Origin of the sequence: Mesorhizobium sp. LNHC209A00 (assembly GCF_000502915.1) — a bacterium.
In the GTDB taxonomy this organism is placed as follows: Bacteria; Pseudomonadota; Alphaproteobacteria; order Rhizobiales; family Rhizobiaceae; genus Mesorhizobium.
In genome coordinates, this window is sequence record NZ_AYWT01000002.1 from 839238 (window position 1) to 865116 (window position 25879).

Annotated in this window: 33 protein-coding genes; 18 read left to right on the plus strand and 15 right to left on the minus strand. The window is 64.0% G+C overall.

The annotated features are described in order from the left end of the window. The first annotated feature begins 3 nt into the window (after nt 1-3). The gene (locus X739_RS158535) at nt 4-540 is read left to right on the plus strand and encodes a hypothetical protein (protein ID WP_245273789.1); all 537 of its coding nucleotides are present in this window, start codon (nt 4-6) and stop codon (nt 538-540) included. 49 nt (nt 541-589) lie between these two features. On the opposite strand, the gene X739_RS158530 is transcribed toward X739_RS158535, so the two are convergent. Further along, on the minus strand, nt 590-1387 hold the full coding sequence (locus X739_RS158530) for a lytic transglycosylase domain-containing protein (protein WP_023793574.1): 798 nt from the start codon (nt 1385-1387) through the stop codon (nt 590-592). Nucleotides 1388-1674: 287 nt separating this feature from the next. Between X739_RS158530 and X739_RS158525 the strand changes: the two genes are divergently transcribed. The 7 genes from X739_RS158525 to X739_RS158495 all read left to right on the plus strand — a co-directional run bounded on the left by X739_RS158525 (nt 1675) and on the right by X739_RS158495 (nt 8321). Beyond that, the gene (locus X739_RS158525) at nt 1675-2772 is read left to right on the plus strand and encodes a putative zinc-binding metallopeptidase (RefSeq protein ID WP_023774467.1); all 1098 of its coding nucleotides are present in this window, start codon (nt 1675-1677) and stop codon (nt 2770-2772) included. 62 nt (nt 2773-2834) lie between these two features. After that, nucleotides 2835-3434, plus strand: a complete 600-nt coding sequence (locus X739_RS158520) for a DUF1236 domain-containing protein (protein WP_023782104.1) — start codon at nt 2835-2837, stop codon at nt 3432-3434. A gap of 175 nt (nt 3435-3609) precedes the next feature. Then, nucleotides 3610-4644 carry a type II CAAX endopeptidase family protein gene (locus X739_RS158515; RefSeq protein WP_023793578.1) on the plus strand — a complete coding sequence of 345 codons (1035 nt, stop codon included), beginning with the start codon at nt 3610-3612 and terminating at the stop codon, nt 4642-4644. A gap of 331 nt (nt 4645-4975) precedes the next feature. Next, a complete protein-coding gene (gene ffh, locus X739_RS158510) occupies nt 4976-6565 on the plus strand; it encodes a signal recognition particle protein (RefSeq protein ID WP_023782106.1) in 1590 nt (529 codons plus the stop codon). 7 nt (nt 6566-6572) lie between these two features. Continuing rightward, nucleotides 6573-6899, plus strand: coding sequence for a chorismate mutase (locus X739_RS158505; RefSeq protein WP_023782107.1), 327 nt, complete (start codon nt 6573-6575; stop codon nt 6897-6899). Between the two features lie 48 nt (nt 6900-6947). Then, a complete protein-coding gene (rpsP, locus tag X739_RS158500) occupies nt 6948-7349 on the plus strand; it encodes a 30S ribosomal protein S16 (RefSeq protein WP_023774471.1) in 402 nt (133 codons plus the stop codon). A 126-nt stretch (nt 7350-7475) separates the two neighbouring features. Continuing rightward, entirely contained in the window at nt 7476-8321 is an 846-nt protein-coding gene (locus tag X739_RS158495) for an acyl-CoA thioester hydrolase/BAAT C-terminal domain-containing protein (protein WP_023782108.1), read from the plus strand. A 99-nt stretch (nt 8322-8420) separates the two neighbouring features. Here the strand turns inward: X739_RS158495 and X739_RS158490 are convergent, their stop codons facing one another. Both X739_RS158490 and X739_RS158485 read right to left on the minus strand, forming a co-directional pair. Next, nucleotides 8421-8684 carry a YMGG-like glycine zipper-containing protein gene (locus tag X739_RS158490; protein WP_023774473.1) on the minus strand — a complete coding sequence of 88 codons (264 nt, stop codon included), beginning with the start codon at nt 8682-8684 and terminating at the stop codon, nt 8421-8423. Between the two features lie 166 nt (nt 8685-8850). Next, entirely contained in the window at nt 8851-9261 is a 411-nt protein-coding gene (locus X739_RS158485; protein ID WP_023782109.1) for a DoxX family protein, read from the minus strand. Nucleotides 9262-9450: 189 nt separating this feature from the next. Between X739_RS158485 and X739_RS158480 the strand changes: the two genes are divergently transcribed. Continuing rightward, on the plus strand, nt 9451-9858 hold the full coding sequence (locus X739_RS158480) for an ACT domain-containing protein (protein ID WP_023782110.1): 408 nt from the start codon (nt 9451-9453) through the stop codon (nt 9856-9858). Nucleotides 9859-9860: 2 nt separating this feature from the next. Here the strand turns inward: X739_RS158480 and X739_RS158475 are convergent, their stop codons facing one another. The 3 genes from X739_RS158475 to X739_RS1000000169160 all read right to left on the minus strand — a co-directional run bounded on the left by X739_RS158475 (nt 9861) and on the right by X739_RS1000000169160 (nt 11837). Then, nucleotides 9861-10313, minus strand: coding sequence for a GNAT family N-acetyltransferase (locus tag X739_RS158475; protein WP_023774476.1), 453 nt, complete (start codon nt 10311-10313; stop codon nt 9861-9863). 177 nt (nt 10314-10490) lie between these two features. Continuing rightward, the gene (locus tag X739_RS158470; protein ID WP_023774477.1) at nt 10491-11525 is read right to left on the minus strand and encodes an aspartate-semialdehyde dehydrogenase; all 1035 of its coding nucleotides are present in this window, start codon (nt 11523-11525) and stop codon (nt 10491-10493) included. 108 nt (nt 11526-11633) lie between these two features. After that, nucleotides 11634-11837 (minus strand): hypothetical protein, encoded by a 204-nt coding sequence (locus X739_RS1000000169160; protein WP_156939825.1) that lies wholly within the window; start codon nt 11835-11837, stop codon nt 11634-11636. Nucleotides 11838-11986: 149 nt separating this feature from the next. On the opposite strand from X739_RS1000000169160, the gene X739_RS158465 reads away from it, so the two are divergent. Next, nucleotides 11987-13951, plus strand: a complete 1965-nt coding sequence (locus X739_RS158465) for a DEAD/DEAH box helicase (RefSeq protein ID WP_023793585.1) — start codon at nt 11987-11989, stop codon at nt 13949-13951. A gap of 3 nt (nt 13952-13954) precedes the next feature. On the opposite strand, the gene X739_RS158460 is transcribed toward X739_RS158465, so the two are convergent. Together X739_RS158460 and X739_RS158455 are read right to left on the minus strand one after the other, a co-directional pair. After that, nucleotides 13955-14143, minus strand: a complete 189-nt coding sequence (locus tag X739_RS158460; protein WP_023793587.1) for a hypothetical protein — start codon at nt 14141-14143, stop codon at nt 13955-13957. Then, nucleotides 14118-14858 (minus strand): glycosyltransferase, encoded by a 741-nt coding sequence (locus tag X739_RS158455; protein WP_023793589.1) that lies wholly within the window; start codon nt 14856-14858, stop codon nt 14118-14120. The genes X739_RS158460 and X739_RS158455 overlap by 26 nt, the downstream gene beginning before the upstream one ends. 316 nt (nt 14859-15174) lie before the next feature. On the opposite strand from X739_RS158455, the gene X739_RS158445 reads away from it, so the two are divergent. From X739_RS158445 to X739_RS158435, 3 genes are all read left to right on the plus strand, one after another. Further along, a complete protein-coding gene (locus X739_RS158445) occupies nt 15175-15903 on the plus strand; it encodes a DUF805 domain-containing protein (RefSeq protein ID WP_023774483.1) in 729 nt (242 codons plus the stop codon). Between the two features lie 136 nt (nt 15904-16039). Further along, complete coding sequence (locus X739_RS158440) at nt 16040-16468, plus strand: polyketide cyclase (protein WP_023774484.1); 429 nt, start codon at nt 16040-16042, stop codon at nt 16466-16468. Beyond that, entirely contained in the window at nt 16461-16910 is a 450-nt protein-coding gene (locus tag X739_RS158435) for a MarR family winged helix-turn-helix transcriptional regulator (protein ID WP_023774485.1), read from the plus strand. The genes X739_RS158440 and X739_RS158435 overlap by 8 nt, the downstream gene beginning before the upstream one ends. Here X739_RS158435 and leuB read toward each other — a convergent pair whose 3' ends face one another. The 6 genes from leuB to leuD all read right to left on the minus strand — a co-directional run bounded on the left by leuB (nt 16911) and on the right by leuD (nt 21871). Beyond that, nucleotides 16911-18014, minus strand: a complete 1104-nt coding sequence (gene leuB, locus X739_RS158430) for a 3-isopropylmalate dehydrogenase (RefSeq protein ID WP_023793595.1) — start codon at nt 18012-18014, stop codon at nt 16911-16913. 230 nt (nt 18015-18244) lie between these two features. Continuing rightward, entirely contained in the window at nt 18245-18595 is a 351-nt protein-coding gene (locus X739_RS158425) for a VOC family protein (RefSeq protein WP_023774487.1), read from the minus strand. Nucleotides 18596-18608: 13 nt separating this feature from the next. Next, the gene (locus X739_RS158420) at nt 18609-18992 is read right to left on the minus strand and encodes a RidA family protein (RefSeq protein WP_023774488.1); all 384 of its coding nucleotides are present in this window, start codon (nt 18990-18992) and stop codon (nt 18609-18611) included. A 125-nt stretch (nt 18993-19117) separates the two neighbouring features. After that, a complete protein-coding gene (locus tag X739_RS158415) occupies nt 19118-20122 on the minus strand; it encodes a L,D-transpeptidase (protein ID WP_023793598.1) in 1005 nt (334 codons plus the stop codon). Between the two features lie 156 nt (nt 20123-20278). Continuing rightward, complete coding sequence (locus X739_RS158410; protein ID WP_023774490.1) at nt 20279-21214, minus strand: hypothetical protein; 936 nt, start codon at nt 21212-21214, stop codon at nt 20279-20281. Between the two features lie 51 nt (nt 21215-21265). Beyond that, the gene (leuD, locus tag X739_RS158405; protein ID WP_015314976.1) at nt 21266-21871 is read right to left on the minus strand and encodes a 3-isopropylmalate dehydratase small subunit; all 606 of its coding nucleotides are present in this window, start codon (nt 21869-21871) and stop codon (nt 21266-21268) included. Between the two features lie 152 nt (nt 21872-22023). On the opposite strand from leuD, the gene X739_RS158400 reads away from it, so the two are divergent. From X739_RS158400 to X739_RS158385, 5 genes are all read left to right on the plus strand, one after another. Then, complete coding sequence (locus X739_RS158400; RefSeq protein WP_023793601.1) at nt 22024-22479, plus strand: GNAT family N-acetyltransferase; 456 nt, start codon at nt 22024-22026, stop codon at nt 22477-22479. An 80-nt stretch (nt 22480-22559) separates the two neighbouring features. Then, entirely contained in the window at nt 22560-22877 is a 318-nt protein-coding gene (locus tag X739_RS158395; protein ID WP_015314978.1) for a metalloregulator ArsR/SmtB family transcription factor, read from the plus strand. Then, nucleotides 22877-23323 carry an SRPBCC family protein gene (locus X739_RS158390; RefSeq protein ID WP_023774493.1) on the plus strand — a complete coding sequence of 149 codons (447 nt, stop codon included), beginning with the start codon at nt 22877-22879 and terminating at the stop codon, nt 23321-23323. Before X739_RS158395 ends, X739_RS158390 begins: the two co-directional genes overlap by 1 nt. A 197-nt stretch (nt 23324-23520) precedes the next feature. After that, on the plus strand, nt 23521-23853 hold the full coding sequence (locus X739_RS01000000165855) for an SRPBCC domain-containing protein (RefSeq protein ID WP_023774494.1): 333 nt from the start codon (nt 23521-23523) through the stop codon (nt 23851-23853). Nucleotides 23854-23926: 73 nt separating this feature from the next. After that, nucleotides 23927-24658: a DUF72 domain-containing protein gene (locus X739_RS158385; protein WP_023793606.1), complete on the plus strand. Its 732-nt coding sequence runs from the start codon at nt 23927-23929 to the stop codon at nt 24656-24658. A 39-nt stretch (nt 24659-24697) separates the two neighbouring features. Here X739_RS158385 and X739_RS158380 read toward each other — a convergent pair whose 3' ends face one another. Further along, nucleotides 24698-25864, minus strand: a complete 1167-nt coding sequence (locus tag X739_RS158380; RefSeq protein WP_023774497.1) for an FAD-binding oxidoreductase — start codon at nt 25862-25864, stop codon at nt 24698-24700. Between the last annotated feature and the right edge of the window lie 15 nt (nt 25865-25879).

Here is a 25879-nt window from a genome sequence, read left to right on the forward strand (position 1 = left end):
GACGTGACGGGATCGAAGCCGGTCATTCCACGGGAATGGCTGGTGCCGCTGGTGCTTTTCGCGACGCCGGTCGCCGCTGGGGATTTCGACCTCGCCTCCCTGGACCTCGCCGCCCTCATAGAATGCAGGGCCAATGTGCCAGCGTATCATGGTCTTGCCCTCTGGCTGGCCGGCGAGCCGGATGTGGGGCAGACCCTCGGCTGGAAGGAGGCCGCTTCCGGCAATCCCTTCCTGCGGCAGTATGAGCTGCCCGCTCCGATCCATGTCTTCGGACGCGATACGGGGACAATCGTCTTTACCGCGACCGGGCCGATGGCGGTGCTCGACGGGATCGCCGCGCCGGACCTCGCTCGCCAGCTCGACGTTCCGGCGACGGTTTCGACGCCGGACAAGTTCCTCGGCGAGAAGGTCGTGGCCGAAAGCAGCGAGGACGCCAGCGGTGTGAGCCTTGCCACTCGCATCACGCTCAACGTCTCGACCGTCGAGTCCCACGGGGGCAGGACGCTGGCCGGCTGCTCCTATACGCTCGACGTGAAATGAAAAACCCGGCGCGGAGGCCGGGTTTTTCGTTCAATGCCGTGCGGTTCGATCAATCGGCGTCGATCGCGGTGGCGATGCGGGCGATGGCCTGCTGATAGACGCTTGCGGAATTCCAGCCGGCGATCGCGCCCATGTTCGACTGGGCGCTGGCGCCAGCCCGCCAGCCGTGACCCTTGAGGAAGTTGGCGGTGGAGGCCAAAGCGGTGGCCTTGTCGCGCAGGTTTCCGCTACCGACCGCATACTTCAAGACATTTCCCGGCAGGAACTGCGTGTGGCCGATCTCGCCATGCATGGCGCCGACCGACGAGGCGGTCAACGCTCCGCGATCAACCAGCTTCAGAGCCGCGATGGCGTGCGGGTGAAAATAGTCGGGACGGCGGCAATCATAGGCAAGCGTCACAATGGCGGAGACCGTGTTCTGGTTGCCCATGGAAGCACCGAAGCCGGTTTCCATGCCCCAGATGGCGAGCAGCACGCCCGGCGACACGCCGTAGTTGGCTTCGATCTGGTTGAACAGCGCCGCGTTCGACTTCTTCAGCGAACGGCCCTTGGAGATGATCGCCGACCCGCCGCGGCGTTTCATGAAATCGTCCACCGATCCGCTGAAAGCCTTGTGGATGGCGCGGTCGGCGGAGATCGTCCTTGTTGCGTAGGTGGCGCCGGCCAGAGCGGCCAGACCCCTCGACTCGACACCTTCGGACTTGGCCTCAGCGGCGAAGTCCTGCTTCCAGGCGTCGAAGCCGGCGCCGGTCTTGCCGCAGCTGGCCGCCGCTTGCGCACCGGTTGCCAGCCCCAGCGCCGCCACCACCGCCGCCGCTAAAATCCTACCCTTGGCAAGAAATGCCATGTTGTTCTCCTGGTTGCCTGATTCACGTCCCGTTTGCGAATTTGCCAGCGAAACGCGCATTTGTCACCGTCTGTGGCGCGATGCTGGCGAATGGCGGGGAATTTGCCTACGATCAAGTGATTATTATGGCGAGTGTCAGGCATGAAGACTCTGATGCCGCCCATGGACCGGGCAGGCGCGCCTGGACCGGGGAAGCAAAATAGTCGCGATGGAGCGCGGAACACCGGCCGGTGGTTCGCGTTTGGGCACGGGCCGCCATGCATCCCTTCTGATGAATTGAGATCGAAATGAAACTTTTCGACTGCCCGCATTGCGGCCACCGTCTCTATTTCGAGAATGCCCAGTGCCTGAACTGCAGCAGTCTCGTGCTCTATGATCCCGAGGACGCGCGCTTTGTCTTGTCAGGCGTCGACGGCGCGATCCAGTGCACCAATGCCGACGAATGCGCCTGCAACTGGATGGCCGAGCCGGAACAGGTCTTCTGCCGTGCCTGCGTGCTGAACCAGCTGATCCCCGATCTCTCGGTCGACGGCAATCGCCGCCGCTGGATTCGCGTCGAGGCGGCGAAGAAGCGCGCCATCTATTCGCTGCTCGCCTTCGGCCTGCCGGTGGCGCCCAAGCAGAGCCCGACGGACGAGATCGGGCTGGCCTTCGACTTCCTCGCCGATCCGATCGGCGGCGGCCCGGGCGGCGAACGGATTCTCACTGGTCACGACAACGGCCTGATCACGCTGAATGTCGCCGAAGCCGATTCAGCCGAGCGCGAAAAACGTCGCGTCCAGATGGGTGAGAATTATCGCACGCTGCTCGGCCATTTCCGCCACGAGCTAGGCCACTATTACTGGGACCGCCTGATCCGCGACGATCCGCGAAGGCTGGAAGCGTTCCGCGCCTTGTTCGGCGACGAGCGTGCCGACTACGAACAGGCGCTGAAAGCTTATTACGCCAATGGCGCGGCGCCCGATTGGCAGCAAGACCACATCTCGGCCTACGCCACCTCGCATCCGTGGGAGGACTGGGCCGAGACCTGGGCCCACCACCTGCACATCACCGACACGCTGGAAATGGTGCATGCGCTGAACTTTCCGCTCGGCCGGCTGGAGACGGTGGAGGCGAACGAACTGCCGCGGGGCGATACCGGGGGCGAGCCGCGGGCAGCACCCTCGGAGCCCGCCAACACGCCCGAGCCCTTCGACAAGATCCTTGCCCGCTGGCTGGTGCTGTCGGAAGCCTCCAATTCGATCAACCGCTGCATGGGCCTCCCCGACCTCTACCCCTTCGTCATTTCGGACGCGACGGCGCGGAAACTGGCGTTCGTACACGATCTTCTGACCGGCTTGCCGGTGGACGGCGGAACAAATCGTGAGTTGGCTCGCGCATTTTAGCCGGAACGCATGCGCTGCTGCCCCGTTGTCACCGCCGAGGGACTGTGAAACGGAGAGAACCCATGAAATCCTTATTGTTTCCCGCAATAGCGGGGATGCTGACCGCAATGTCCGGCGCGGCGCTGGCCGATACCGCGGTCTCGGCAGTCACCGATCTCAACGTGCGCGCCGGCCCTGGTCCGCAGTATCCAGTGATCGGCGTGCTCGCCGCAGGCCAGTCGGCGACGCTCAACGGCTGCATCGAAAATAGCAAATGGTGCACCATCGCCGAAGCGGGTGGCCAGGGCTGGGTCTATTCCGACTACGTCACGGCCGATTTCGGCGGCAGCCGCGTCGTGCTGACGCAGCGCCGCTCCGCCGTTGCCGTGGTCACGCCGCCGGCGGACATCGGCAACTATTCGACCGACTATACCGGTGCAATCATTTCCAGCGATCCGGTGGTTGGCGACTTTCCAGCGCCGCCGGCCGCGGTACGGACCTATGTCGACACCCACCGCCTCGACCCCGTCTATCTCGACGGCGAGGTGGTCACCGGCGCGACCCTGCCCGATACGGTCGAGCTGCGCGAAATTCCTGATTACAACTACCGCTATGTCTATGTGAACGGCCAGCGGGCGCTGATCGATCCGCAGACACGGCGCATCATGTACGTCGTGCGTTGATGCGATGCCGGCGGTCGCCGAAGCGGCCGCCGGCGAAACCTGATAGGCGACCGCGTAGGCTGGCCCACGCCTGTGTTCCGTGCCAATCCGGGTTTGCGTATTCTGCTGACATCGCGCCCGGTTCCCGAAACCATCAGCCAGATCAAGCAGCGGTGGATTGGGATCGAGGACAAGCGTGACGATAGACGACACTGCCTTCGAGCGCTATCGCAACACGCCGAACGCCAGGATGACTTTGCCGCGCCTGTTGCTGGGAACGCTGATCGTCGTCCTGTTCTGGGGCGCCACCACCGCGGCCGTGCTGTTCGGTGGCACCCGTGTTTACTTCGCCTGGCGTGGGGCGGCGGCTTCGCCACACGACATGGAGGGTTTTCTCGCCTCGCCCGTCGGCATCCTCTGTGCGCTCGCCTCTTTCGCCGGGATCTGGATCGGCCTGTGGATCGTCATGCGCTGGGTGCATGGCGAGCCGCTGTCGGCGCTGCTTGGCGCCGGCCGCCGCGTAGCGCGACTGGACTTCCTCAAGGGGCTGATCGCGGTGCTGATCACCTCGTCCTTGTCCGAAATCCTGCTCTATCTGCTGCAGCCCGGCATCGCGCGCGGCATGATCAGCCTGCCGTCATGGCTGCTGTTCGCGATCCCGATCGCCGCGCTCACCCTGCTGCAGACCTCGTCGGAGGAGGTGCTGTTCCGCGGCTACTTGCCGCGCGGCTTGGCCAATCGGTTCAGAAGCCCGTTCGTCTGGGCGCTGCTGCCCGGCCTGCTGTTCACCTCGCTGCACTGGAGCGGCGGTTCGACGGCCGCCATCAACGCCAGCGTGCTGGTCTCGATCGCTGCCTTCGCGCTGCTTCTGACCCTCGTGGTCTACGCCACCGGCAATCTCGGCGCCGCACTTGGCGCCCATCTCGGCAACAATTTGACCGGCTTCCTGCTGATCTCGCATCAGCNCACCGGCAATCTCGGCGCCGCACTTGGCGCCCATCTCGGCAACAATTTGACCGGCTTCCTGCTGATCTCGCATCAGCAGAGCTACAATTCCTTCGCCTTGTTCACTGCAAAGCCGCTCGAAGGACCGGGCTGGATGATATCGGATGCCATCCTCATTGCCCTCATCGGCATTGCCTGCAGCCTGCTGACGATTGTCTTGCTGCTGCATCCGCGGTCGCCACTCAAGGTCACGGCTGAGGTTCCAAACGCCGTGGATGCGGCCTGATCGCGGCCCTGGAAACAGCGCGACACCGGCTTTGCCTTGACTCTCTCGCCGATTTCCTGTCTACAGCCCACGAATTCCGCGACGAGTATTCCTCCGAGCAAGCCGACCAGGACGCCGAAACCTCTTTGAGGCCGAGTGCTGTAAACAGATCCTGGAGGCCAACACCCGGCAGCGCTGTGCGCCCCCGGGTGCTTTTTGGTTTTGGGCTTTTGCTTGGAGTGGCTTTTGCTAGGAGACTGGCTTTTGCTAGGAGACTGGCTTTTGCTAGGAGACTGGGCGCGAACGCATTACCTCTCGGGCACCATCCGGGTGCCTGGGAAAAGGAAAACGAATGTTTGAATCGCTGCAGGAGCGTCTTGGCTCCATCCTGAACGGCCTGACCGGTCGCGGCGCGTTGTCGGAGGCGGATGTCTCGGCAGCGCTGCGCGAGGTGCGCCGTGCGCTGCTCGAGGCCGACGTGGCGTTGGAAGTGGTGCGGTCCTTCACCGACAAGGTGCGCGAGAAGGCCGTCGGCGCCGCGGTGCTGAAGTCGATCAAGCCGGGGCAGATGGTCGTCAAGATCGTCCATGACGAGCTGGTCGACATGCTCGGCGCCGAGGGTGTCGCCATCGACCTCAACGCGCCTGCCCCGGTCGTCATCATGATGGTCGGCCTGCAGGGCTCCGGCAAGACCACCACTTCGGCCAAGATCGCCAAGCGGCTGACCGAGCGTCAGAACAAAAAGGTCCTGATGGCCTCGCTCGACACGCGGCGTCCGGCAGCGCAGGAGCAGCTGCGCCAGCTCGGCGAGCAGGTCAAGGTGGCGACGCTGCCTGTTATCGCAGGCCAGAACCCGGTCGATATCGCCAAGCGCGCCGTGCAGGCGGCCAAGCTCGGCGGACATGACGTCGTCATCCTCGATACCGCCGGCCGCACCCACATCGACGAGCCGCTGATGGTCGAGATGGCCGACATCAAGAAGGTGTCGGGCCCGCACGAAATCCTGCTGGTCGCCGATTCGCTGACCGGTCAGGACGCCGTCAACCTGGCGAAAAGCTTCGACGAGCGAGTCGGCATCACCGGCCTTGTGCTGACCCGCATGGACGGCGACGGCCGTGGCGGTGCCGCGCTGTCGATGCGCGCCGTCACCGGCAAGCCGATCAAGCTGATCGGCACCGGCGAAAAGATGGACGGGCTGGAGGAATTCCACCCCAAGCGCATCGCCGACCGCATCCTGGGCATGGGCGACATCGTCAGCCTGGTCGAAAAAGCCGCCGAAAACATCGACGCCGAGCAGGCGGCGGCGATGGCCAAGAAGATGCAGTCGGGCAAGTTCGACCTGAACGATCTCGCCCAGCAGCTTCAGCAGATGTCGAAGATGGGCGGCATGGGCGGCATCATGGGCATGATGCCCGGCATGGGCAAGATGAAGGACCAGATGGCCGCCGCCGGCCTGGACGACAAGATGTTCGGCCGCCAGCTCGCCATTATCTCCTCGATGACCAAGGCCGAGCGCGCCAATCCGGATATCCTCAAGCACTCGCGCAAGAAGCGCATCGCCGCCGGCTCCGGCACCGATGCCGCCGAAATCAACAAGCTCTTGAAGATGCATCGCGGCATGGCCGACATGATGAAGGCGATGGGCGGCAAGGGCAAAGGCGGCGGCCTGATGCGCGGCATGATGGGAGGCCTTGCCTCCAAGATGGGCCTCGGCGGCATGATGCCCGGTGGTGGCATGGGCGGCATGATGGGCGGCGGCATGCCCGATCTATCGAAGATGGACCCCAAGCAGCTCGAAGCCTTGCAGAAGCAGGCGCAGGCCGCCGGCCTCGGCGGCATGAAGGGCTTGCCCGGCCTACCCGGCGGCGGCTTGCCCGGCGGCATGAAGCTTCCCGGCCTTGGCGGCGGTGGCGGCCTGCCCGGTCTCGGCAAGAAGAAGTGAGGACGCTATGAACGAAGAAAAGGACATGGCCGACGCCCGCACCATCCTGGCCGGCTACCGCGCCTCGATCGACAACATCGACGCGGCCCTCATCCACATGCTGGCCGAGCGCTTCCGCTGCACCAAGGCGGTTGGCGTGCTCAAGGCCGAGCATGGCCTGCCGCCGGCCGACCCGGCGCGCGAGCTGCAGCAGATCGCCCGCCTGCGCCAGCTGGCGCATGACGCGCATCTCGACCCGGATTTCGCGGAGAAATTCCTCAACTTCGTCGTCCGCGAAGTGATCCGGCACCACGAACAGATCGCCGCTGCCAACGGCGTGACGAAAACGGGTTGAAGAAACCCTGACTTATCAAACGAAATCAAAGCTTTTAGGAGAAAAGAAATGGCACTGAAGATCAGACTGGCCCGTGCGGGCTCGAAGAAGCGTCCTTACTACCACGTCGTCGTCGCCGATGCCCGTTCGCCTCGCGACGGCCGGTTCATCGAGTCGCTCGGCTCGTGGAACCCGCTGCTGCCGAAGGACGGCGAGCGCATCAAGGTCGATGCCGACCGCGTCAAGCATTGGCTGTCGCACGGCGCCCAGCCGACCGACCGCGTGCTGCGCTTCCTCGATGAGGCCGGCCTTGCCAAGCGCGAGGCCCGCTCCAACCCGAAGAAGGCCGAGCCCGGCAAGAAGGCGCAGGAACGCGCCGCCCTGCTGAAGAAGGCCCAGGAAGACGCCGCTGCCGCCGTCGCCTCGGCCGCTGCCGCACCGGCCGAAGCGGAAGCCGCTACCGCCGAGTAATCGCTTCCTATTCCTTGCGGGAACAGAACGGCGGGCCTGTGCCCGCCGGTTTTGCTGTTTGCATTTGCCGCTCACCTGCCCTTTGTTGTTTCATTGGAAAGCTTCTGATTTCCGGCTGAGGATCGGATGGACCAACGGGCAGTCGCGGAGGAGAGCCTGTCCGGCGTCGTCGCCGGAACCCTGTTGCGATGCCCCGAGGCCACGGCAGGCGTCGTGGTGCTGAGCGGATCGAGCGGCCGCGTCGACGTCGGGCGCGCCAGGCTGTTTGCCGATGTGGGCGTCTCTGCCCTTGCCCTCCGGTGGTTTGGCGGCCAAGGCCAGATCCCAGGCATTTGCGAAATCCCCTTGGGGATTTTTTTCGCCGCGACCGACCGTCTTGTCGGTTTGGGATGCCGGCGTATCGTCTATGTCGGCACGTCCAAAGGCGCCGAGGCGGCCTTGCTCGTTGCGGCGCATGACCCGCGCATCGACGCCGTTGTCGCGATCAGCCCGACATCGGCGGTCTGGGGAAATATCGGGCCGGGCGCCGACGGCGTCAGCTGGCCCGAGCGGTCGTCGTGGACGCTCAAGGGACTGCCGTTCCCGTTTGTTCCAACCGACCCAAATTGGAAAGCAAGCTGCGTCGACGGCCTTGTGTCCTACCGCGGGCTTTTCGAACACTGCCTGACCGCTTTCAAGGAGGAGGCCGGCAAGGCCGCCATTCCGGTCGAGGACATTTCGGCGACGGTCATGCTGGTCGCGGGCGGCGACGATGCGCTGTGGCCATCCCTGGGATTTGCCCGCTCGATTGTCCGACGTCGGCAAGATGCCGGAAAGGCCACGCGCCTGGTTTCGGGCCCAGGCGCCAGCCATCGCATTCTCCTGCCTGGCGAAACCACACCGCGCTCAAGCTCGCATGCGCATGGCGGCAATGACCGCGCTGATGCGGATCTGGGGCGGGTCGCCTGGCGATACATCCGGGAGCTGCTGTAGCGCTGCCCGCGGCTGTCTCAAGCGAGCGCAGCCAATTCATCGATCGAAAACGGCGGGTCAAGCCCGCCGTTTTGCTGTTCATGTCTGAAATGCGGCCGATCAATAACCGCTTGGGCAGCGATCGACATAGACCCGACCATGGCGATCGCGGTACCGGCATTGGCCGCTTTCGCTGGCATGGCCGATCAGCGCGCCAGCCACGGCGCCGACCGCACCGCCGACAACAGCGCCCTGCACCGGATCTCCAGCCACGGCCGCGCCAACCGCAGCACCACCTAGGCCGCCCACGGCAGCCCCTTTTTCCGTTTGCGAACATGCACCCAGTGCCGTCGTCAGCACCAGAATGGCCAGGATTTTCTTCATTTGTCGTTCCTCTCACGCGGATCGCCGTCTCGCCGCCAAGTGCTTAACTCTCAGACGGCTAATTTGATCCCGAGGAAAACGAAGATCGCGACGCCGCTCGCTCAGACAGACCGCATCGGTGGTATTGCCACCCGATGGCGTGAAGATGAAGCGACGTTGTTCTTGGCTATCGGCTGAACGGGATCAGCGCGCGCACCCTGGGGTCGCGCAGATAGAGGCCGCCCCACAGGATGATGCCGAGATAGACGCCGAACAGCGTGTGCGAGAACAGCGGATTGCCGATGCGCGCATTGGTGGCGATGGCGCCGCCCATATAGGCGGTGAGCAGGATGGCGCCGAGCACGGAGGTGCGCGGCAGCGCGTAGAGCGCGGTCGAGACCAGGCCGATGACGCCGAGCATGCGCGCGACATTCGGATCTGCCGGCCAGCCCAGCGGCACCATCGCCTGGATGACGATATCGAGCGGCGGCAGCTTGATGGCGCCGTCGAATATCATGAACAGGATGATGACGCCGCTCAACACGCGGCCGGTCCACAGGGCGCCGGACGAAACGGGCGCGGTTTCGGAAATGCTCATTGGTGTTCCCTCCGGTTGGTTTGAGCCCTTTGCAGGGGTCAAGCCAAGGACGCGGCATGGGCCGGCAATCCTACACGGGCCGGATTCATTTTGGCGCCGGTGCGCCCCGCGACGCGGGCCCGGCTATCGGCATTCGCCCATGGCGGCTATTGAGGAGCGGGCGATCCGTTGCGACAAGAGAGACGAAGAATGACCGGCGACACCGACCTGAAGACATTGCTGGCATCGATGACGCCGGACTTGCTCGACGGCATTCATGTCTTCGCCACGCTGCCGCCTGGGGCTCCCCAGCCGGAAGGCCTGGAGCCGGTCATGGTGTTTGGCGAGCGCGAGGGCACGACATTGATCGTGACCGAGGCGGCGGCAAGGAAAGCCGGACTCACCGTTTCATTCCGCTGCCGGATGATCACGCTGGACATCCACTCATCGCTGGAAGCCGTCGGCTTTCTCGCCGCCATCACCGCGCGACTGGCCGCCGCCGGCATGGGCGTCAATCCGGTCTCGGGTTTTTACCACGACCATCTGTTTGTGCCGGCTGGGCGGGCGGAGGAGGCGATGGGGTTGCTGCGCCAGCTGGCTACGGACAGCGGTGGCTGAAATCAACGCCGGCGGACATACAAAATATCAGGCAGGCCTTCCTCGTTAGCCGTGCCGTCGCCGGATGCTTCCGCACGGAACCCATGGCGCTCGTAAAAACGCCGGGCGCCGGTGTTGGATTGGAAGCAATGGAGGTTCACGACCGGCAGGGCGGCAGTGGCGTCCGTCAGCAGCCGGCTGCCGACGCCTTGTCCTGTCCAGGTCGGATCGAGATAGAGCTGTTCCACCCAATCGCCGTTCACGGCGATGAAGCCGATAATCTCTTCGCCAGCCTCGGCGACTGTCACCTGCTGCCGTGGCAGCATGACGTCGCGGATGAAGAAAAGGTCTTCCTCCGGCGTATGCAGCACTGGCATCCAGTCGAAAGCGTTGAGCGACGCACGCATCATGGTCGCGATTGCGGCGGCATCCGAATCGATGGCCGGGCGCAGAGTGATTTTGGTGCGATCGCTCATAGTCGGCGCTGCCCCTCATCCGCCTGCCGGCACCTTCTCCCCGTATAGTGACGGGGAGAAGAGAGCTAACGGCCGAAGGCCGAGCCCGGCGACCGCGGGCCGCCGGTCGTCCGGCGCCCTCGCGGAGGGCCCGCCGCGGCAGCGGCGATACGGCCCGTGAGCGAAAACAAACCTACGTCAGGCCGCCTTCTTCTTCGGCTGGATAAGGCCGCGCTCGACCAGGAGCTCGGCGATCTGCACGGCGTTCAGCGCCGCGCCCTTGCGCAGATTGTCGGAGACGATCCACATCGACAGCCCGTTGTCGATGGTCGAATCCTCGCGGATACGCGAGATGAAGGTGGCGTCCTCGCCGGCCGATTCCAGCGGCGTGATGTAGCCGCCATCCTCGCGCTTATCCAAGACCTGGCAGCCGGGGGCATCGCGCAGGATGTCGCGCGCCTCATCGGCGGTGATCGGCTTCTCGAACTCGATGTTGACCGCTTCCGAATGGCCGATGAACACCGGCACGCGCACGCAGGTCGCCGTCAGCTTGATCTTGGGATCGAGCATCTTCTTGGTCTCGGCGACCATCTTCCATTCTTCCTTGGTAAAACCGTCATCGAGGAAGACGTCGATATGCGGGATGACGTTGAAGGCGATGCGCTTGGTGAACTTCTTGACGTCGACGCTGTCGGCGACGAACACCGCACGGGTCTGTGTGAACAGCTCGTCCATGCCTTCCTTGCCGGCGCCCGACACCGATTGGTAGGTGGCGACGACGACGCGCTTGATGGTGGCGAAATCATGCAGCGGCTTCAGCGCCACGACGAGCTGCGCCGTCGAGCAATTCGGGTTGGCGATGATGTTCTTGCGTGTGAACAGCGAGATCGCGTCCGGGTTAACCTCGGGCACGATCAGCGGCACGTCCTGGTCGTAGCGGAAGGCCGACGAATTATCGATGACGACGCAGCCCTGTTTGCCGATCTTCGGCGACCATTCCTTGGAGACATTGCCGCCGGCCGACATGATGCAGATGTCCGTGTCGGAAAAATCATACTGATCGAGCGGCCTGACCTTCAGCGTGCGGTCGCCGAACGATACTTCCGTGCCCATGCTGCGCCGCGAGGCGAGCGCCACGACTTCGCTCACTGGAAAGCCGCGCTCTTCCAAAATGTTGAGCATCTCCCGGCCCACATTGCCCGTGGCGCCGACTATCGCAACCTTGAAACTCATCTGAGATCTCCTGTCCCTCTCCGCTTGGTTTTTGGAGAAAACCCGCCGGCCAAGTGCGGGTTCCGTCCCCCAGGCCGGACCCGGGAGAGGGTGGTTAGGCCAAGGGAATCACACCGTTTTGGTGGTGGTTTTGGTGGTTTTCTTGGCCAAGAATGGGGTTTTGCCAGAACCAGGCGACGCGGCGACGCGCCCGGCCCAATGGTTCGCATTGAGGCTGGGGGCATCGAATGCAAGAAGAGCCATCAAAAGGCCGCGCATCGAAAAACGATCCCGTTCGAAGCGGGCTTTTACGCGGTTTGCGGCAGGAGTCAATTGGCGACACCACGCATAGCCTTCATGGCACCCTGTACAAGAAGGGCGGCAGGAAGTACGAACGGCAAAGATTGTCTGGCTGGCGCCGCCAGCCCCCCCGGCATGTGCTCCATGATGAGCGCAGAACCCCTGAATTCCGAAAGAACGAGATGTCCAACTTCGATGGTATTGTTCCCGCGCTGGCACAAGCGCTGGAAAAACGCGGTTATTCCGACCTGACACCGGTGCAGAAGGCGGTGCTGGAGCTCGGCCAGGCCGATGCGCTGGTGTCTGCGCAGACCGGCTCGGGGAAGACCGTCGCCTTCGGCCTTGCCATGGCGCCGACGCTGCTCGACGGCGCGGAACGTTTCGGCCCGGCAGCGGCGCCGCTGGCATTGGCGGTGGCGCCGACACGCGAACTGGCGCTGCAGGTGACGCGCGAACTCGAATGGCTCTATGAGCCGACCGGCGCCACGGTGGCGTCCTGCGTCGGCGGCATGGACATGCGCACCGAGCGGCGCGCGCTGGAGCGCGGCGCCCACATCGTCGTCGGCACGCCAGGCCGGCTACGCGACCACATCACGCGCCATTCGCTCGACATGTCGACGCTCAAGGCCGTGGTTCTCGACGAGGCCGACGAGATGCTCGATCTCGGCTTTCGCGAGGACCTCGAATTCATCCTCGATGCCGCACCGGCCGAGCGCCGGACGCTGATGTTCTCGGCCACCGTGCCGCGCTCCATCGCCACGCTCGCCCAGGGCTATCAGCGCGATGCCGTACGCATCTCGGCCGCCGGCGAGGAAAAGCAGCATCTCGACATCGAATATCGGGCGCTGAATGTCGCCCACGCCGACCGCGAGAACGCCATCATCAACGTGCTTCGCTTCTATGAGGCCAAGAACGCGCTGGTGTTCTGCAACACGCGCGCCGCCGTCAATCATCTGACGGCACGCTTCAACAACCGCAATTTTTCCGTCGTCGCGCTTTCGGGCGAACTCAGCCAGAACGAACGCAGCCATGCGCTGCAGGCGATGCGCGACGGCCGTGCGAAAGTCTGCATCGCCACCGACGTCGCGGCGCGGGGCATCGACTTGCCCAATCTCGAGCTGGTGATCCACGCCGACCTGCCGACCAATCCCGAAACGCTGCTGCACCGCAGCGGCCGCACGGGACGTGCCGGGCGCAAGGGCGTCAGCGCGCTGATCGTGCCCAACAGCGCCCGCAGGCGTACCGAGCGACTGCTGCAAAGCGCCAAGCTGACTGCGACATGGGCGAGCCCGCCCTCGGCCGACGACGTGATACGGCGCGACGACGAGCGCATTCTTGCCGACCCGGCTTTCGACGAACCGCTGAAGGATGACGAGCGCGAGTTCATCGATGCGCTTCTTAGCCGTCATGGCGCCGAACAGGTGGCGGCCGCTTTCGTGCGCCAGTGCCGCGCCAGCCGCTCGGCGCCCGAGGATCTCATGGACGTCGCGCCTTTCACACCATCGCGTGAAAGAGCGGCGGGCGAAAAATTCGCCCATCGCGACGAGGCGCCCAGCCGCCGCGACGATTTCGGCGCCAGCGTCTGGTTCTCGTTGTCGGTTGGTCGCCGCCAGAATGCCGAGCCGCGCTGGCTGATCCCGATGCTGTGCCGCGCCGGCAGCATCAGCAAGCGCGAGATCGGCGCCATTAAGATGCAGCCGGAAGAGACGTTCGTGCAGATCGCCGCCGACTGGGCGGAGCGCTTTCTCGCCGCGATCGGGCCTGACCGCAAATTGCAGGGGAACATCGTGGTCAAGCGGCTGGNAGACGTGTGCTCTTCCGATCTCTGGGCGGAGCGCTTTCTCGCCGCGATCGGGCCTGACCGCAAATTGCAGGGGAACATCGTGGTCAAGCGGCTGGACGGCACGCCGGACCTGTCGCGGGCCGGCTATCAGCCGCCGAGCCCGGACAAGAAACCGCATCGCGGCAAGGCGCCGTTCGACCCGAACGCGCCGAAGCGCAAATTCGAGAAGCGTGCACCGGCTTCAGCCGACCAGCGTCCGGCCACCACGCATGAGGCAAAGCCGTGGGCGAAGAAGCCGGGCAAGCCGAAATTCGACAACGCCGGTCCGCCAAAAAACAAGAAGACGAAGAAGCGGCCTTCGTAAAATCTAGAGACGGCCGGCCGCGCTCTCCTTCAGGCCGGCCTTGATCGCGGCCCAGCTTGCCCATGCCGGCGTCGGGCGGTGGTTCTGGGCGATGCGATCCGCCAGCGAGGATCGCCAGGCGTGGTCTTCCGCCATTTTGCGGATCGCAGCGTACCAGCCGGCCTGGTCATTGGGGTCGATCGCCGGCATCATGCCGCCGCTCCTCGATCAGCGACGGCGCGGTCGAGACGATCACCGGAATGCCGAAATCGAGACATTCCGAGGCGCCGTAGCCCCAGCCCTCAATATGCGAGGGAAAGACGCCGAAAGAGGCGCTTCGATAATACTGGATTAGCTCCTCATCGCTGACCAGGCCGGTGAACGTGACCGATTCGGATAGCTCCGGATCCAGCCCCAGCGCCCAGCCAGACAAGCTTCGACAGCTTGACGCCTTCGTCCAGCGCCTGCCGCCAGTGCGCGCCAAGAGGATGTGGTTCTTGCGTACTTGGATGGTGGAACAATAGATTACAAACGGTTCGCCGGTCTCTATGCGGGAGGTCGCGCCCATGCGCGAAGCGGTCTCGTGGAGGATGGAGGGCATCGGAAACCGGTACACCACGGGCGCGGCGACGCCGGCCTTGCGCATGTCATCGCTCAACGTCGCGCCAACCTCGGCGGAAGCGCAGAACGCCGGCGCGCCGATGCGCACGAAGTGTTCGAGATAAGAGCCGTATCGGGTCTCGCCGATGCCCGCACCGACCAGGTCCGGACGCAGTGTCGGGATGAGATCGTGGCAAAGAAAGGCAAGCTTGCTGGTGGTAGCCGATACCGCGGATCGGTGTTGTTGGGTCAGGATGTGATGGCTGATCAGCACGAGGCCTGGCTCCGCCCCGGTGCTCTGGCCCGGCGCCTCGGGTTTCGCGTCCAACCGGATCCGCCAGAGCCGCGTTCACGAGAAAGCTCCCTACCCGTGGAATGCCAGCCAGGCCCTTGCCGGGCGGCCAGAGCATCAGCCCGGTGGCAGATGGCCAAGGTGACCCGCCCGGGCGGCACCGTCACCTCGCCATCCTCGGTCAACACGCTGGCATTGGAATATTCCACTGTCATGGTCTGCTTTGGCCAAAACGGTTGCACTCGGTGTCTTATGCTTCATTCGCCGCGAAGACGGTAGCTATGGGCGGCTTGCCCATGGGCTTGGGCCTGTGCCACATCTTGGCCGGGAACGGGCTATAAGGGGCGGGCGGATGCGCGGCGAAGTGCTTCACTATGACGAAGACCAGGGCTTCGGCTTCATCACCGGAGCCGACGGCAACAGCTACACTTTCACCCGCGAGAACCTGCGCCGGCAAACCGCCATGCCTAACGGGACGACGGTCGAGTTCCAGCCGGGCGGCGGCCAGGCGCGCGACGTCTTTTCGATCGCTGGCCAACCCAACCCGAGCCCGGCCGTGAACTCGACGGTTGGCGCCGGCATAAGTGCGGCACCGGCCCAAGCCGGCACCGCATCCACGGCGCGCGGGCAGGCGCGGCATTTCGGCCGATCCAGCGAGAGCGCAACCGCCGAACCCAGTGATCTCTGGGGCTATTTCTGGCGTGGACTGACGCAGAACTACTTCAACTTCGCCGGCCGCGCCCGCCGCAAGGAATATTGGGGCTATTGCCTTTTCTGGGTGGTCTGCCTGCTGATCGTCGGCGGCATCGGCATCTTCACCGATATCGAAATGGGCAATTTCGACACAGATGTCTCGGCGGCGGTGACGGTCGGCCTCTGCGGCACTTTCCTCCTGGCGACGCTCCTGCCCAGCCTCGGCATGACCGTGCGCCGGCTGCACGATATCGGCTTGTCGGGCTGGCTCTATCTGGTGATCCTGGTCCCCAGCATAGGCAGCCTGATCATCCTGGTCTTCGCGCTGATCCCGACCCAGGCGCGTGAAAACCAGTGGGGACCGGTGCCGGCGGGAGTCAGAGTTTAGGAGCCAGGTCCCGAGAAAAGTCACTCCAAAAAACGACGGTTCAGCCGATCTTCGTGGCAGATGAAGATTCCGCTTGCAATTTAATCCGCGCGCGGATAATCTATGCGCAGATTAAATCGTTGAATGGAGCAAAACGATGTGGACCAATGAATACACCGCGACTTCCCCCCTTCCTGCGCAAGCCATCTGGAACGCGCTCAAGGCCTTGCATGAAGGCCGCCTGACTTATGAAGGCTCCGATACCTTCGTGCTGCATGGGCCATTCGCCAAGGGCACCCGCGTCTCGGTGACGCCGGTCGGTCAGGACACGTTCGAATCGACCATCGTCGATCTCGTCGAAAACGTGACCTATGCCGATGAAACTTCGTTCGGCGATACCAAGCTGCTGTTCCGGCACACTCTGGTGCCTGTCGAAGGCGGCACGCAGGTGACGCACCGGCTCGATATCTCAGGCCCTTCGGCCGAAGAGGTCGGCCCGGAACTCGGGCCCCAGATCAGTGGCGATTTCGACGTGTCGATGGCCAAGTTGTTCGAGCAGGCGGAGGCGTTGGCGAATCATGGCTGAACCCCACACGCGCTTCAAGGGCGGGGCATCGGAGAGCCCCGGCTTGCTGCTCTGGCGAACCACCATGCGCTGGCAGCGCGTCATGACGGCGGCGCTGGCGCCGCTCGACCTGACGCATGTCCAGTTCGTGCTGCTCGCCTCGGCGATGTGGCTTGGCCGCAATGGCGAACCGCCCAACCAGGTGCAACTCGCCGCCCAGGCCGGCACCGAGGTGAAGATGACCTCCGACGTCGTCGCCCGGCTGGAGGCCAAGGGCTTGATCGTACGCGAAGCGGATCCCCGGGACTCCCGGGCCAAGGTGATCCGCGTCACAGCCGCCGGGGCGGCCGCCGCCCAGCAAGCGATCGTCGCCGTCGAGGCCGCCGACTCAGTGTTTTTCGAGCCGGTGGACGAGACGCAGCTCGTCGGTCTGCTGCAGCAGCTTGCCGGCGAGATCCGCTGATTATCCCAGGAACTTGGCGATGATCGCGTCGCCCATTTCGACCGTACCAACCTCGGTCATGCCGGGGGAGAAAATATCCTTGGTGCGCAGGCCCTGGTCGAGCACGGCGGCGATTGAGGCTTCGAGCTTGTCGGCTTCATCGACCATGCCGAAGGAATAGCGCAGGCACATGGCGAAGGAGGCGATCATGGCGATCGGGTTGGCGATGCCCTTGCCGGCAATGTCGGGTGCCGAGCCGTGCACCGGCTCGTACAGCGCCTTGCGCTTCTTGGTCTTGGCATCAGGCGCGCCGAGCGAGGCCGACGGCAGCATGCCGATCGAGCCGGTCAGCATGGCGGCGATGTCGGACAGCATGTCGCCGAACAGATTGTCGGTGACGATGACGTCGAATTGTTTTGGCCAGCGCACCAGCTGCATGCCGCCGGCGTCGGCCAGCATATGGTCGAGCTTGACGTCGGAATAGCGTGCCTTGTGGGTCTGGGTGACGACCTCGTTCCACAGCACGCCCGACTTCATGACGTTGCGCTTTTCCATAGACGTCACATGGTTCTTGCGCGTCCGCGCGAGCTCGAAAGCGACACCTGAAATGCGCTCGATCTCGAACGTGTCGTAGACCTGCGTGTCGATGCCGCGCTTCTGGCCGTTGCCGAGATCGATGATCTGCTTGGGCTCGCCGAAATAGACGCCGCCGGTCAGCTCACGCACGATGAGGATGTCGAGGCCTTCGACGACTTCCTGCTTCAGCGAGGACGATGCGGCCAGCGCCGGATAGCAGATGGCGGGCCTGAGATTGGCGAACAGCTCCATGTCCTTGCGCAGGCGCAGCAGGCCGGCCTCGGGGCGCACCTCGTAAGGCACGGCATCCCATTTCGGCCCGCCGACGGCGCCGAACAGCACGGCGTCCGCCGTCATAGCCTTTTCCATGTCCGCATCGGAAATCGCCGCACCGTGCGCATCGTAGGCGCAGCCGCCGACCAGGCCCTCGTCGGTGACGAAGCCACTGCCGAGCTTTGCGTTCATGGCCGCGATCAGCTTCTTGACCTCGGCCATCGCCTCGGGGCCGATGCCGTCGCCGGGGAGCAGGAAAAGATGCTTCGTTGCCATGGTGAGTTGTCCCAGAAAGAATGCGTTCGGTTTGCACAGCGTCCTTTGCGCGCCAAAGAGGCGCGCGGCGCTGTGCGACGCGGCCTTGCTAAACGCCAAGCGGTTGCAGCGCAAGGGGAGGACGAAGAACCTATCGCCGCGATTCCTTCACGCCTCCCTCTGCTCGGCGGGGCAGAGGGGGGGGCTGTGCCGCCGGCATGTCCAAGTTACCTGGCCCGCGGAAGATGCGCTCACCGGTGCGAGAGAATGTTGACCAGCCGTCCCAGCGGATCGCGCACATAGAAGCGCCGCACGCCCCACGGTTCGTCGGCGGGCCCGTATTCGACGGCGAAGCCGGCGTCCTTCATGGCTTTGAATGCCGCATCGACATCGTCGACCTCGATCGACAGATCCGGCACCGGCGTACCGGATCCGCCCTGCGCCATGAAGCTGACCTGGAGCTGCATCGAGTCCTCGGAACCGTAGGTTACGATCCAGCCCTGATCCATCAGGATGTCGAGGCCAAGCACATCATGGTAGAAACGGCTGGCCGCCGCGGCGTCCGGTGTTTCGATATTGGCCACGATACGCCGGACCTTCATGGCGGAAGTCTCCTCACACCGTACGCCGCAGCGCCGTCACCTCGATCTCGATCTTCATTTCCGGCTTGTTGAGTTGGCAGACGATCATCGTCGCCGCGGGCCTGATGTCGCCGAATGTCTCGCCAAGAATCGGGAAGACGACATCCACGAAGGCCTGGTCGGTGATGTAGTAGTGCGCGCGCACCACGTCGGACATCTCGAAGCCGCCGTCCTGCAACGCCTTGCCGATCGTCGCCAGGCAATTGCGCGTCTGCGCCTCGACACTGTCCGGCATCGTCATGGTGGCGTAATCGTAGCCGGTCGTCCCGGACACGAAGCACCAGTCGCCCTGCACCACGGCACGTGAATAGCCGGCGGTCTTTTCGAACGGCGAGCCGGTTGAGATGAGCTTGCGCATGGGGGAGCCTCGCATTGTCGCAGCTACTTTGCGGGGAAAAACCGATCCTGCCATGGGCCAATACGGATGGATCGGCGGTGCAGAATCCGTGGCCTCGACGGGCCGGCTCTCTTTCACGCGATGCGTCAGCCGGGTTGGCCCGCGGCCGATTCAGCCGTTTCTCCGATGAAGACAACCTTTGTGCCTTTGTGCACCTCAAGGGCGAGGTCTTCGGCATCCCAATTGGTCAGTCTGATGCAACCATGCGAAAAGGTCTTCCCGATCTTGCCTGGTTCGGGCGTGCCGTGAATTCCGTAACTTTCAATGGACAGATCGATCCAGATCGATCCGACAGGATTGTTGGGTCCGGCAGCGATGGTGAAGGGCCGTTTGGTTTTCACCCCCTTGAAGGCGAAGCGGGGATCGTAGTGATAGGTGGGATTGTGGACCACGCGTGTGACTTGTGCCTCGCCGCTCGGCGCCGGCTTCTCTTCGCTTCCAATCGAGGCGGGGTAGACCGAAACCACTTTGCCGGAATCGTCGAGAACGCGAACCTGGCGCGCGGCCTTGTCGACCTCGACGCTGACAGCGGCTGAGGGCGGATCGCCTCGGTCGATAGCCGGCACCAGCACCTTTGCGCCCGCCTTCCTGAAGCTGATGCCCGGATTGAGCCTTCGCAGCAATTGTTCGCTGATGTGGAAGTGCTCCGCGATCCGTTCCAGCGAACCGCGGTAGCCGAGCCTGCGCAGGCGAGCCATTCTTTCCATACTGGCCGGAATGCGCTTGGCAAACGGTCCACGCACGTCCTTGCGCGTCAACTCGTAATTCACAAGAACCGCGTCTGGCGAGGTTGCGACCAGCTTGTCCCAGGTCTCCCGGTTGAGCCTGCCATCGGCGGGCAGAGCGTTGGCCGCCTGGAATGCCCGGACCGCCTTGGTGAAGTTCGCCGCCTGGCGGCCGTCAATCAGGCCAGGCGAGAAGCGCGCCCGATCCAAAAGGACCTGTGCCTTCAACACGGTCGCGTCGACGCCCTTCGTTGCGGCGTCGGTGAATTGGGCGTTGTTGACGGCGGCTGCGTCCAGCTTTGCCGCCTCTGTGGCGCCAGTTGAGAGGGCGAACAGAACAAGCGCCAGAAGAACGAGCCTGACCATCGATGTTACTCCAGGCACTGCCGAGCGAAACTGCTTCTATGACGCCGCGCGGCCCATCTGGTTCCATTGTCCCGGCGAATATCGCCGTTGACGCGGTCCTGCGTGAAAAAGGGGCAGAGCCCTGGAGGCGCCGCCCTTTCGCCGGAAATGCCCTGGCTAGTTCGCCGACCCCAGCGCCTTGTCCAGCGCTTCCTTCACATCGGCCGGCCATGTCGCCAGCGCCGGCCAGGCGTTCGGTTGGCCATTGTCGCCGCGGCGGGCGAAATAGATCTGGTGCTTGGCCGGGTCGACGGCCATGAAGCCGTCATTGCCGCCACAATCGTGCGGCACGCAGCCGCTGGCGAAGAAGGCGCCGGACGCGGTCTTTTCCGTGCCGCCGCCAACCAGCAGGCTGGTCGCCATGTCGGGCATGTCCTTGCCCAGCAGCTTTTCGGCTTCCTTGTAGACAGCCTCATTGTGGAAGGCGTCGATGATGTTCTGGTACTTTTCCGGATCGATGTCTTTCCAGTCGGTGCCGGGTTCCGGCATGTAGGTGAGATTGCCCGAAATCGTCAGCCCATCCGTCGGCGACCACTGCAGGGCCGGCTTCTGGTCCCCCGGCAGGAGATAGGGCACGAAATAGATGGCGCTGTCGGACACTCCCGCGGGCGGCGCTCCGCAATCGTCCTGCTCGACCTTGGTGCTCTGGATGGCGCCGCCTTCCGGCTTCCAGACGATCACCGTCGCCGGGCCGCATTGATTGCCGCCATCGCCAACATCGAACAGGGCCACCTTGACGCCGCCAACTTCCACAATTTTGTCGAAGAAGACATCGTAATTGCTGGCCAGCTGCTTACCGTCATAAGCAAGCACCTTCTCGCCGTCCTGCTCCGGCTGCGTGATGGTGAGGTGGCCGCCTTCGAACGGCACCGGCGCCTGTTTGTCGTCGTCAGCGGCGTCGGCGGCGTCGGTTCCCGCATCCTGATCGGTGGCCGGCTTTTCCACCGCCGGCGGCTGTTGCGCGGCGGGCGTCTGAGTCTGCGCGAGCACGCTCGCGGCGGGCCCCAGCAACAAGGCCAGCCCGCAAACGCCGGCAAGAAGCTGATGTCTCATGACTGTCCCTCCCTCGACCCAGCCCGGAAAGGGGCCGGTCCTGGCGGCCGCTCAGGCCCAGGGGCGCAGTTCGGCGTTCTTCTTCTCGAACGAGGCGATGGCGCCTGCCTTTTCCATGGTCAGGCCGATGTCGTCGAGCCCATTGAGCAGGCAGTGCCGCTTGAAGTCGTCGAGGTCGAAGGTGACCACGCCGCCGTCCGGACCACGGATTTCCTTGGCTTCGAGATCGACCGACAGGGTGGCGTTGGAGCCGCGCGATGCGTCATCCATCAGCTTCTCCAGGTCCTCGGGGCTGACGGTGATCGGCAGCACGCCGTTCTTGAAGCAGTTGTTGTAGAAGATGTCGGCGAACGAGGTCGAGATGACGCAGCGTATGCCGAAATCGAGCAGCGCCCATGGCGCGTGTTCCCTGCTCGAGCCGCAGCCGAAATTGTCGCCGGCGACGAGGATCTGCGCCTTGCGGTAGGCGGGCTTGTTGAGCACGAAATCCGGATTTTCGGAGCCGTCGTCCTTGTAGCGCATCTCGGCGAACAGGCCGGTGCCAAGCCCGGTGCGCTTGATCGTCTTGAGATAATCCTTCGGGATGATCATGTCGGTGTCGACATTGACGATCGGCATGGGAGCGGCGACGCCGGTGAGCTTGGTGAATTTTTCCATGGCTTTGGCCCGTGTTTTCGTTGGGGGGGATTTGCTGGGGCCCGGTTTACACAAAGCCGGGGGCAAATAAAAGGCACTGTTCGTGCGCGCACGCATAAGGGCGCTGCGCAAAACAGCTTCGAATTCACCGCCCGATGGTGCAGTCTGGTCCCATGGCGGAAAACTCCCACGTCCTCTATACGCGTGAACCGGCGCTCGGCATTTCCGAATTCCGCCGCGTGCTGGTGGAGTCCGGTCTCGGCGAAGTCCGGCCTGTCGATGACGAGGCAAGGCTGAAGGCGATGTTGGAGGGCGCCAACCTGATCGTGACCGCCCGTCTCGACATGGCCCGCCTCGACATGGCCCATCTCGACATGGAAGCCACGCCGCTGATTGGCGTTGCCCGCTGCCTGACCGACTTTTCCTGGGTCTGCTACATCAGCGATCTTGCCGTCTCGGCCAAGGCGCAAGGCCTGGGTATCGGCAAGGGGCTGATGGACGAGGTGGCCCGGCAGCTCGGACCGTCGGTCGCCATCAGCCTGGTTTCCATGCCCGACGCTGTCGGATTCCATGAACGCATCGGCATGAAGCGCATACCCGACGCCTTCTGGATCTCCCGCAAGCGCTGACTTTCTTCTGTGATCTATCCATCGTCAATGGTGCGCGATCTTGCCGCTTGACATGCAACTAAATGGTTGCATATTAAGCCATGAGCATGGATGCCGTTTTTCGCGCCCTGGCCGACCCGACACGCCGGCAATTGCTGGACAGCCTCCATGCCAGGAACGGACAGACGCTGAATGCGCTTTGCGCAGAGATGGCCATGACCCGCCAGGCGGTGACCAAGCACCTGGCGATCCTGGAAGAAGCGAACCTCGTTACCACCATCCGCCGGGGCCGAGAGAAGGAGCACTACCTCAACCCGGTTCCAATCAACGAGATCGCCGAGCGCTGGATCGGCAAGTTCGAGCGCCATCGGCTTGATGCGTTGAGTGACCTGAAGAAACGCCTCGAAAGGGAAGACTGATGAGCAACAGCTTCGTTTATGTAACCTACATCCGCACCACGCCGGAGAAACTCTGGGAGGCGTTGACCGACCCGGGGTTCAACCGGCAGTTCTTCCTCTGCTCCTATCAGGAGAGCGAGTGGAAGGTGGGCTCCAGCTGGAAGCTGATCTTCCCGGACGGCCGTGTCGCCGACAGTGGCGAGATTCTCGAGATCGACCCGCCACGCCGCCTGGTCATCAAATGGCGCAATGAATGGATGCCCGAGATCAGGGAGGACGGCTACACGCGCTGCACCTTCACCATCGAGCCCGACGGCGAGCTGATGAAACTTGCCGTGACCCATGAGGCGGACGGCCCGCACAGGCTGATCGACAATGTCGCCAAGGGCTGGCCGCTGGTGCTGGCCAGCCTGAAGAGCCTGCTCGAGACGGGCAAGGGATTCGAGCGTCCGCCGTCGAAAGCTTGAGCTCGTTTCGCTGGCGGAACAAATTCCATGGAGGCATAGATCATGCAAGCTCTCAGGGTGCGGAGCATGACCAATGGCGAGACGATCATGGCATCGGCCGAGATTGGCGCGCCTCCCGAACGCGTCTTCGGGGCGCTGGTCTGCAAGGAAGTCGAGCAATGGTGGGGGTCAGCCGATACCTACAGGATGGTCGGCTGGTGGGCCGACCTTCGCGTCGGCGGCCGCTGGACCGTGGTCGTGCGCTGGCCGGCGGTAGGGACCTGCCGGCCAGCGGCGAATTCCTCGAAATCGAAACACCGCGCCGGATCGTGCAGACGTGGGCATATGGTCGGGACCATCCCACGCTTGGCCGGCGGCAAACCAGGGTCGCATGGCTGCTGGAGCCTATCGCCGACGGCACGCGCGTCACCATCTGCCATGCCGGCTTTGGCGGGCTGCGAGAGGCGGCGGCTGAACATGCCAAGGGCTGGGCACGAGTGCTGGCCTGGCTGCAAGCTCATATCGAGACTGGAAAGCTGGCCGGGGCCTGATCGGCGTGTGGAGCGTCGTCACGCGCCCTCCGCACGCCTTGACCCACGTCTGTTCTGGTCCACATCCCCATGCATGGGAAAACAGGCATGCTTCATAGGCACGGCTGGCTGGGGCATTCCGACACGATACAAGGATAATTTCCCGCAACCCGGATCGCATCTAGAGCGCTATTCCAGGCACTTTCCGATCGTCGAGATCGACACGTCCTTCTACAAGCCGCACCGCCGCGAGACCTATGAGCGCTGGGCACGCGCCGTGCCGGAGCACTTCCGCTTCGCCGCCAAGATGCCGAAGGCGATCACCCATGAGCGCCGTCTCGTGGACTGCAACGATCTTTTGCAAAGCTTTCTCCAAGAGGTCGAAGGTCTCGGTGGAAAGCTGAGCGTGCTTCTGGTGCAGTTGCCGCCGAGCCTGTCGTTCGAGCCAGATGTCGCGAGCGATTTCTTCGACATGCTGGGCGAGCGAACGCAAGCCAGGCTGGTCTGCGAGCCGCGCCATCCCAGCTGGTTCGATGCAGAGGCTGAAGCACTTCTGGCGGCTCGCCGGATCGCGCGCGTTGCCGCCGATCCGGCTCCGGCGCCACCTGCCGCGGTGCCGGGCGGCTGGCCCGGCCTCGCCTATTTCCGTTGGCATGGCGCGCCGCGCGTCTATTATTCCGATTACGATGCCGAAAGTCTCGACCGCTTCAGCCGGCAAGTCGAGGCAGCGGCCGCTTCGGGTGCCGAGGTCTGGGGAATTTTCGACAACACGGCCGGAGGCAATGCGCTGGGCAACGCGCTCAAGATTGACGCGATGATGGCATAGACCCTGGAGAGGCAGCTAACGTCGATCGTTCTTGCCGCCTCAAATCACATTCAATTCCCGGAAGGCCCGCCCTTCGGCGACACGCGCGTAGCCAAATGCCGAGCAGTCGATCGTCCGGTAGCCGCCATGCACGATCAGTTCGGCCAGCGCCTTGCCGACCGCCGGCGCCTGTTGCAGCCCATGGCCGGAGAATCCGTTGGCGAACAGGAAATTCGTCACCTCGGGGTGGGGGCCGATGACGGCGTTCTGGTCGAGCGTGTTGTAGTCGTAATGCCCCGCCCAGGCGCGCGTCGGCTTGATCGCTTCGAAGGCCGGGATGCGGGTTGCCAGCACCGGCCAGATCACCTCTTCGAACAGCGGCCAGTCGACGTCGAAATCCCCGGGATCGGCCGGGCCGTCGCCCTCCTCCGGCTCGGCACCGCCGGTGAGGTAGACCGAGCCTTCCGGCCTGACATAGATGCCGGAGGGATCGACCAGCAGCGGCATGTCGGCATATTTCTCGCGCGCCTCGAAGACGAAGACGTTGCGCTTGCGTGGCTCGACCGGCAGCGAAAGCTGGGCAAGGGCAGCGACCTTGCCGGCATTCGGCCCGGCGGCATTGATGACGGTATCGGCCTCGAGCCGATCGCCATTGTCGAGGCTGACGCCGGTGACGCGGTCACCCTGCCGCTCGACGCCGGTGACCGACGCGCTGATAAAGTCGATCTTCTTCTGCCGCAGCGCCTTGCGAAACAGCATCAGCATCGCATGCGCGTCGAACCAGCCCTCGCCGGTCCGGCCATAGGCGCCGGCGGTGATGCCTTCGGCCGACAGCCAGGGGAAGCGGCGCGTCAGCTGTTCGGCGTCCTCAAGCAGGATGTCAGCGCCCTCGGCGACCTGCGCTTCGTGGTTGGCTTTCAGGATCGGCAGCCCGGCCTCGCCGGCAAGGATGAGATAGCCGCCCTCGCGAAAACCGATATCGGCGTCGGTGCCGAATTCTTCCTTCAGCCGCCGAAACAGTTTTAGCGTGAACTGCGACAGGCGGATGTTTTGCGGAATGGAGAATTGCTGGCGGATCGAGGCCATGGACAGCGTCGTCGCCGAATGGGCGAATTGCGGGTCGCGCTCGATCAGCGCGATCGAGCCGGAAAACCCTTCCTCGCGCAGATAGTAGGCGACCGAGGATCCGACGATGGCCCCGCCGATGATGACGATGTCGTAGCGCACTTTTTTCTCCGATCC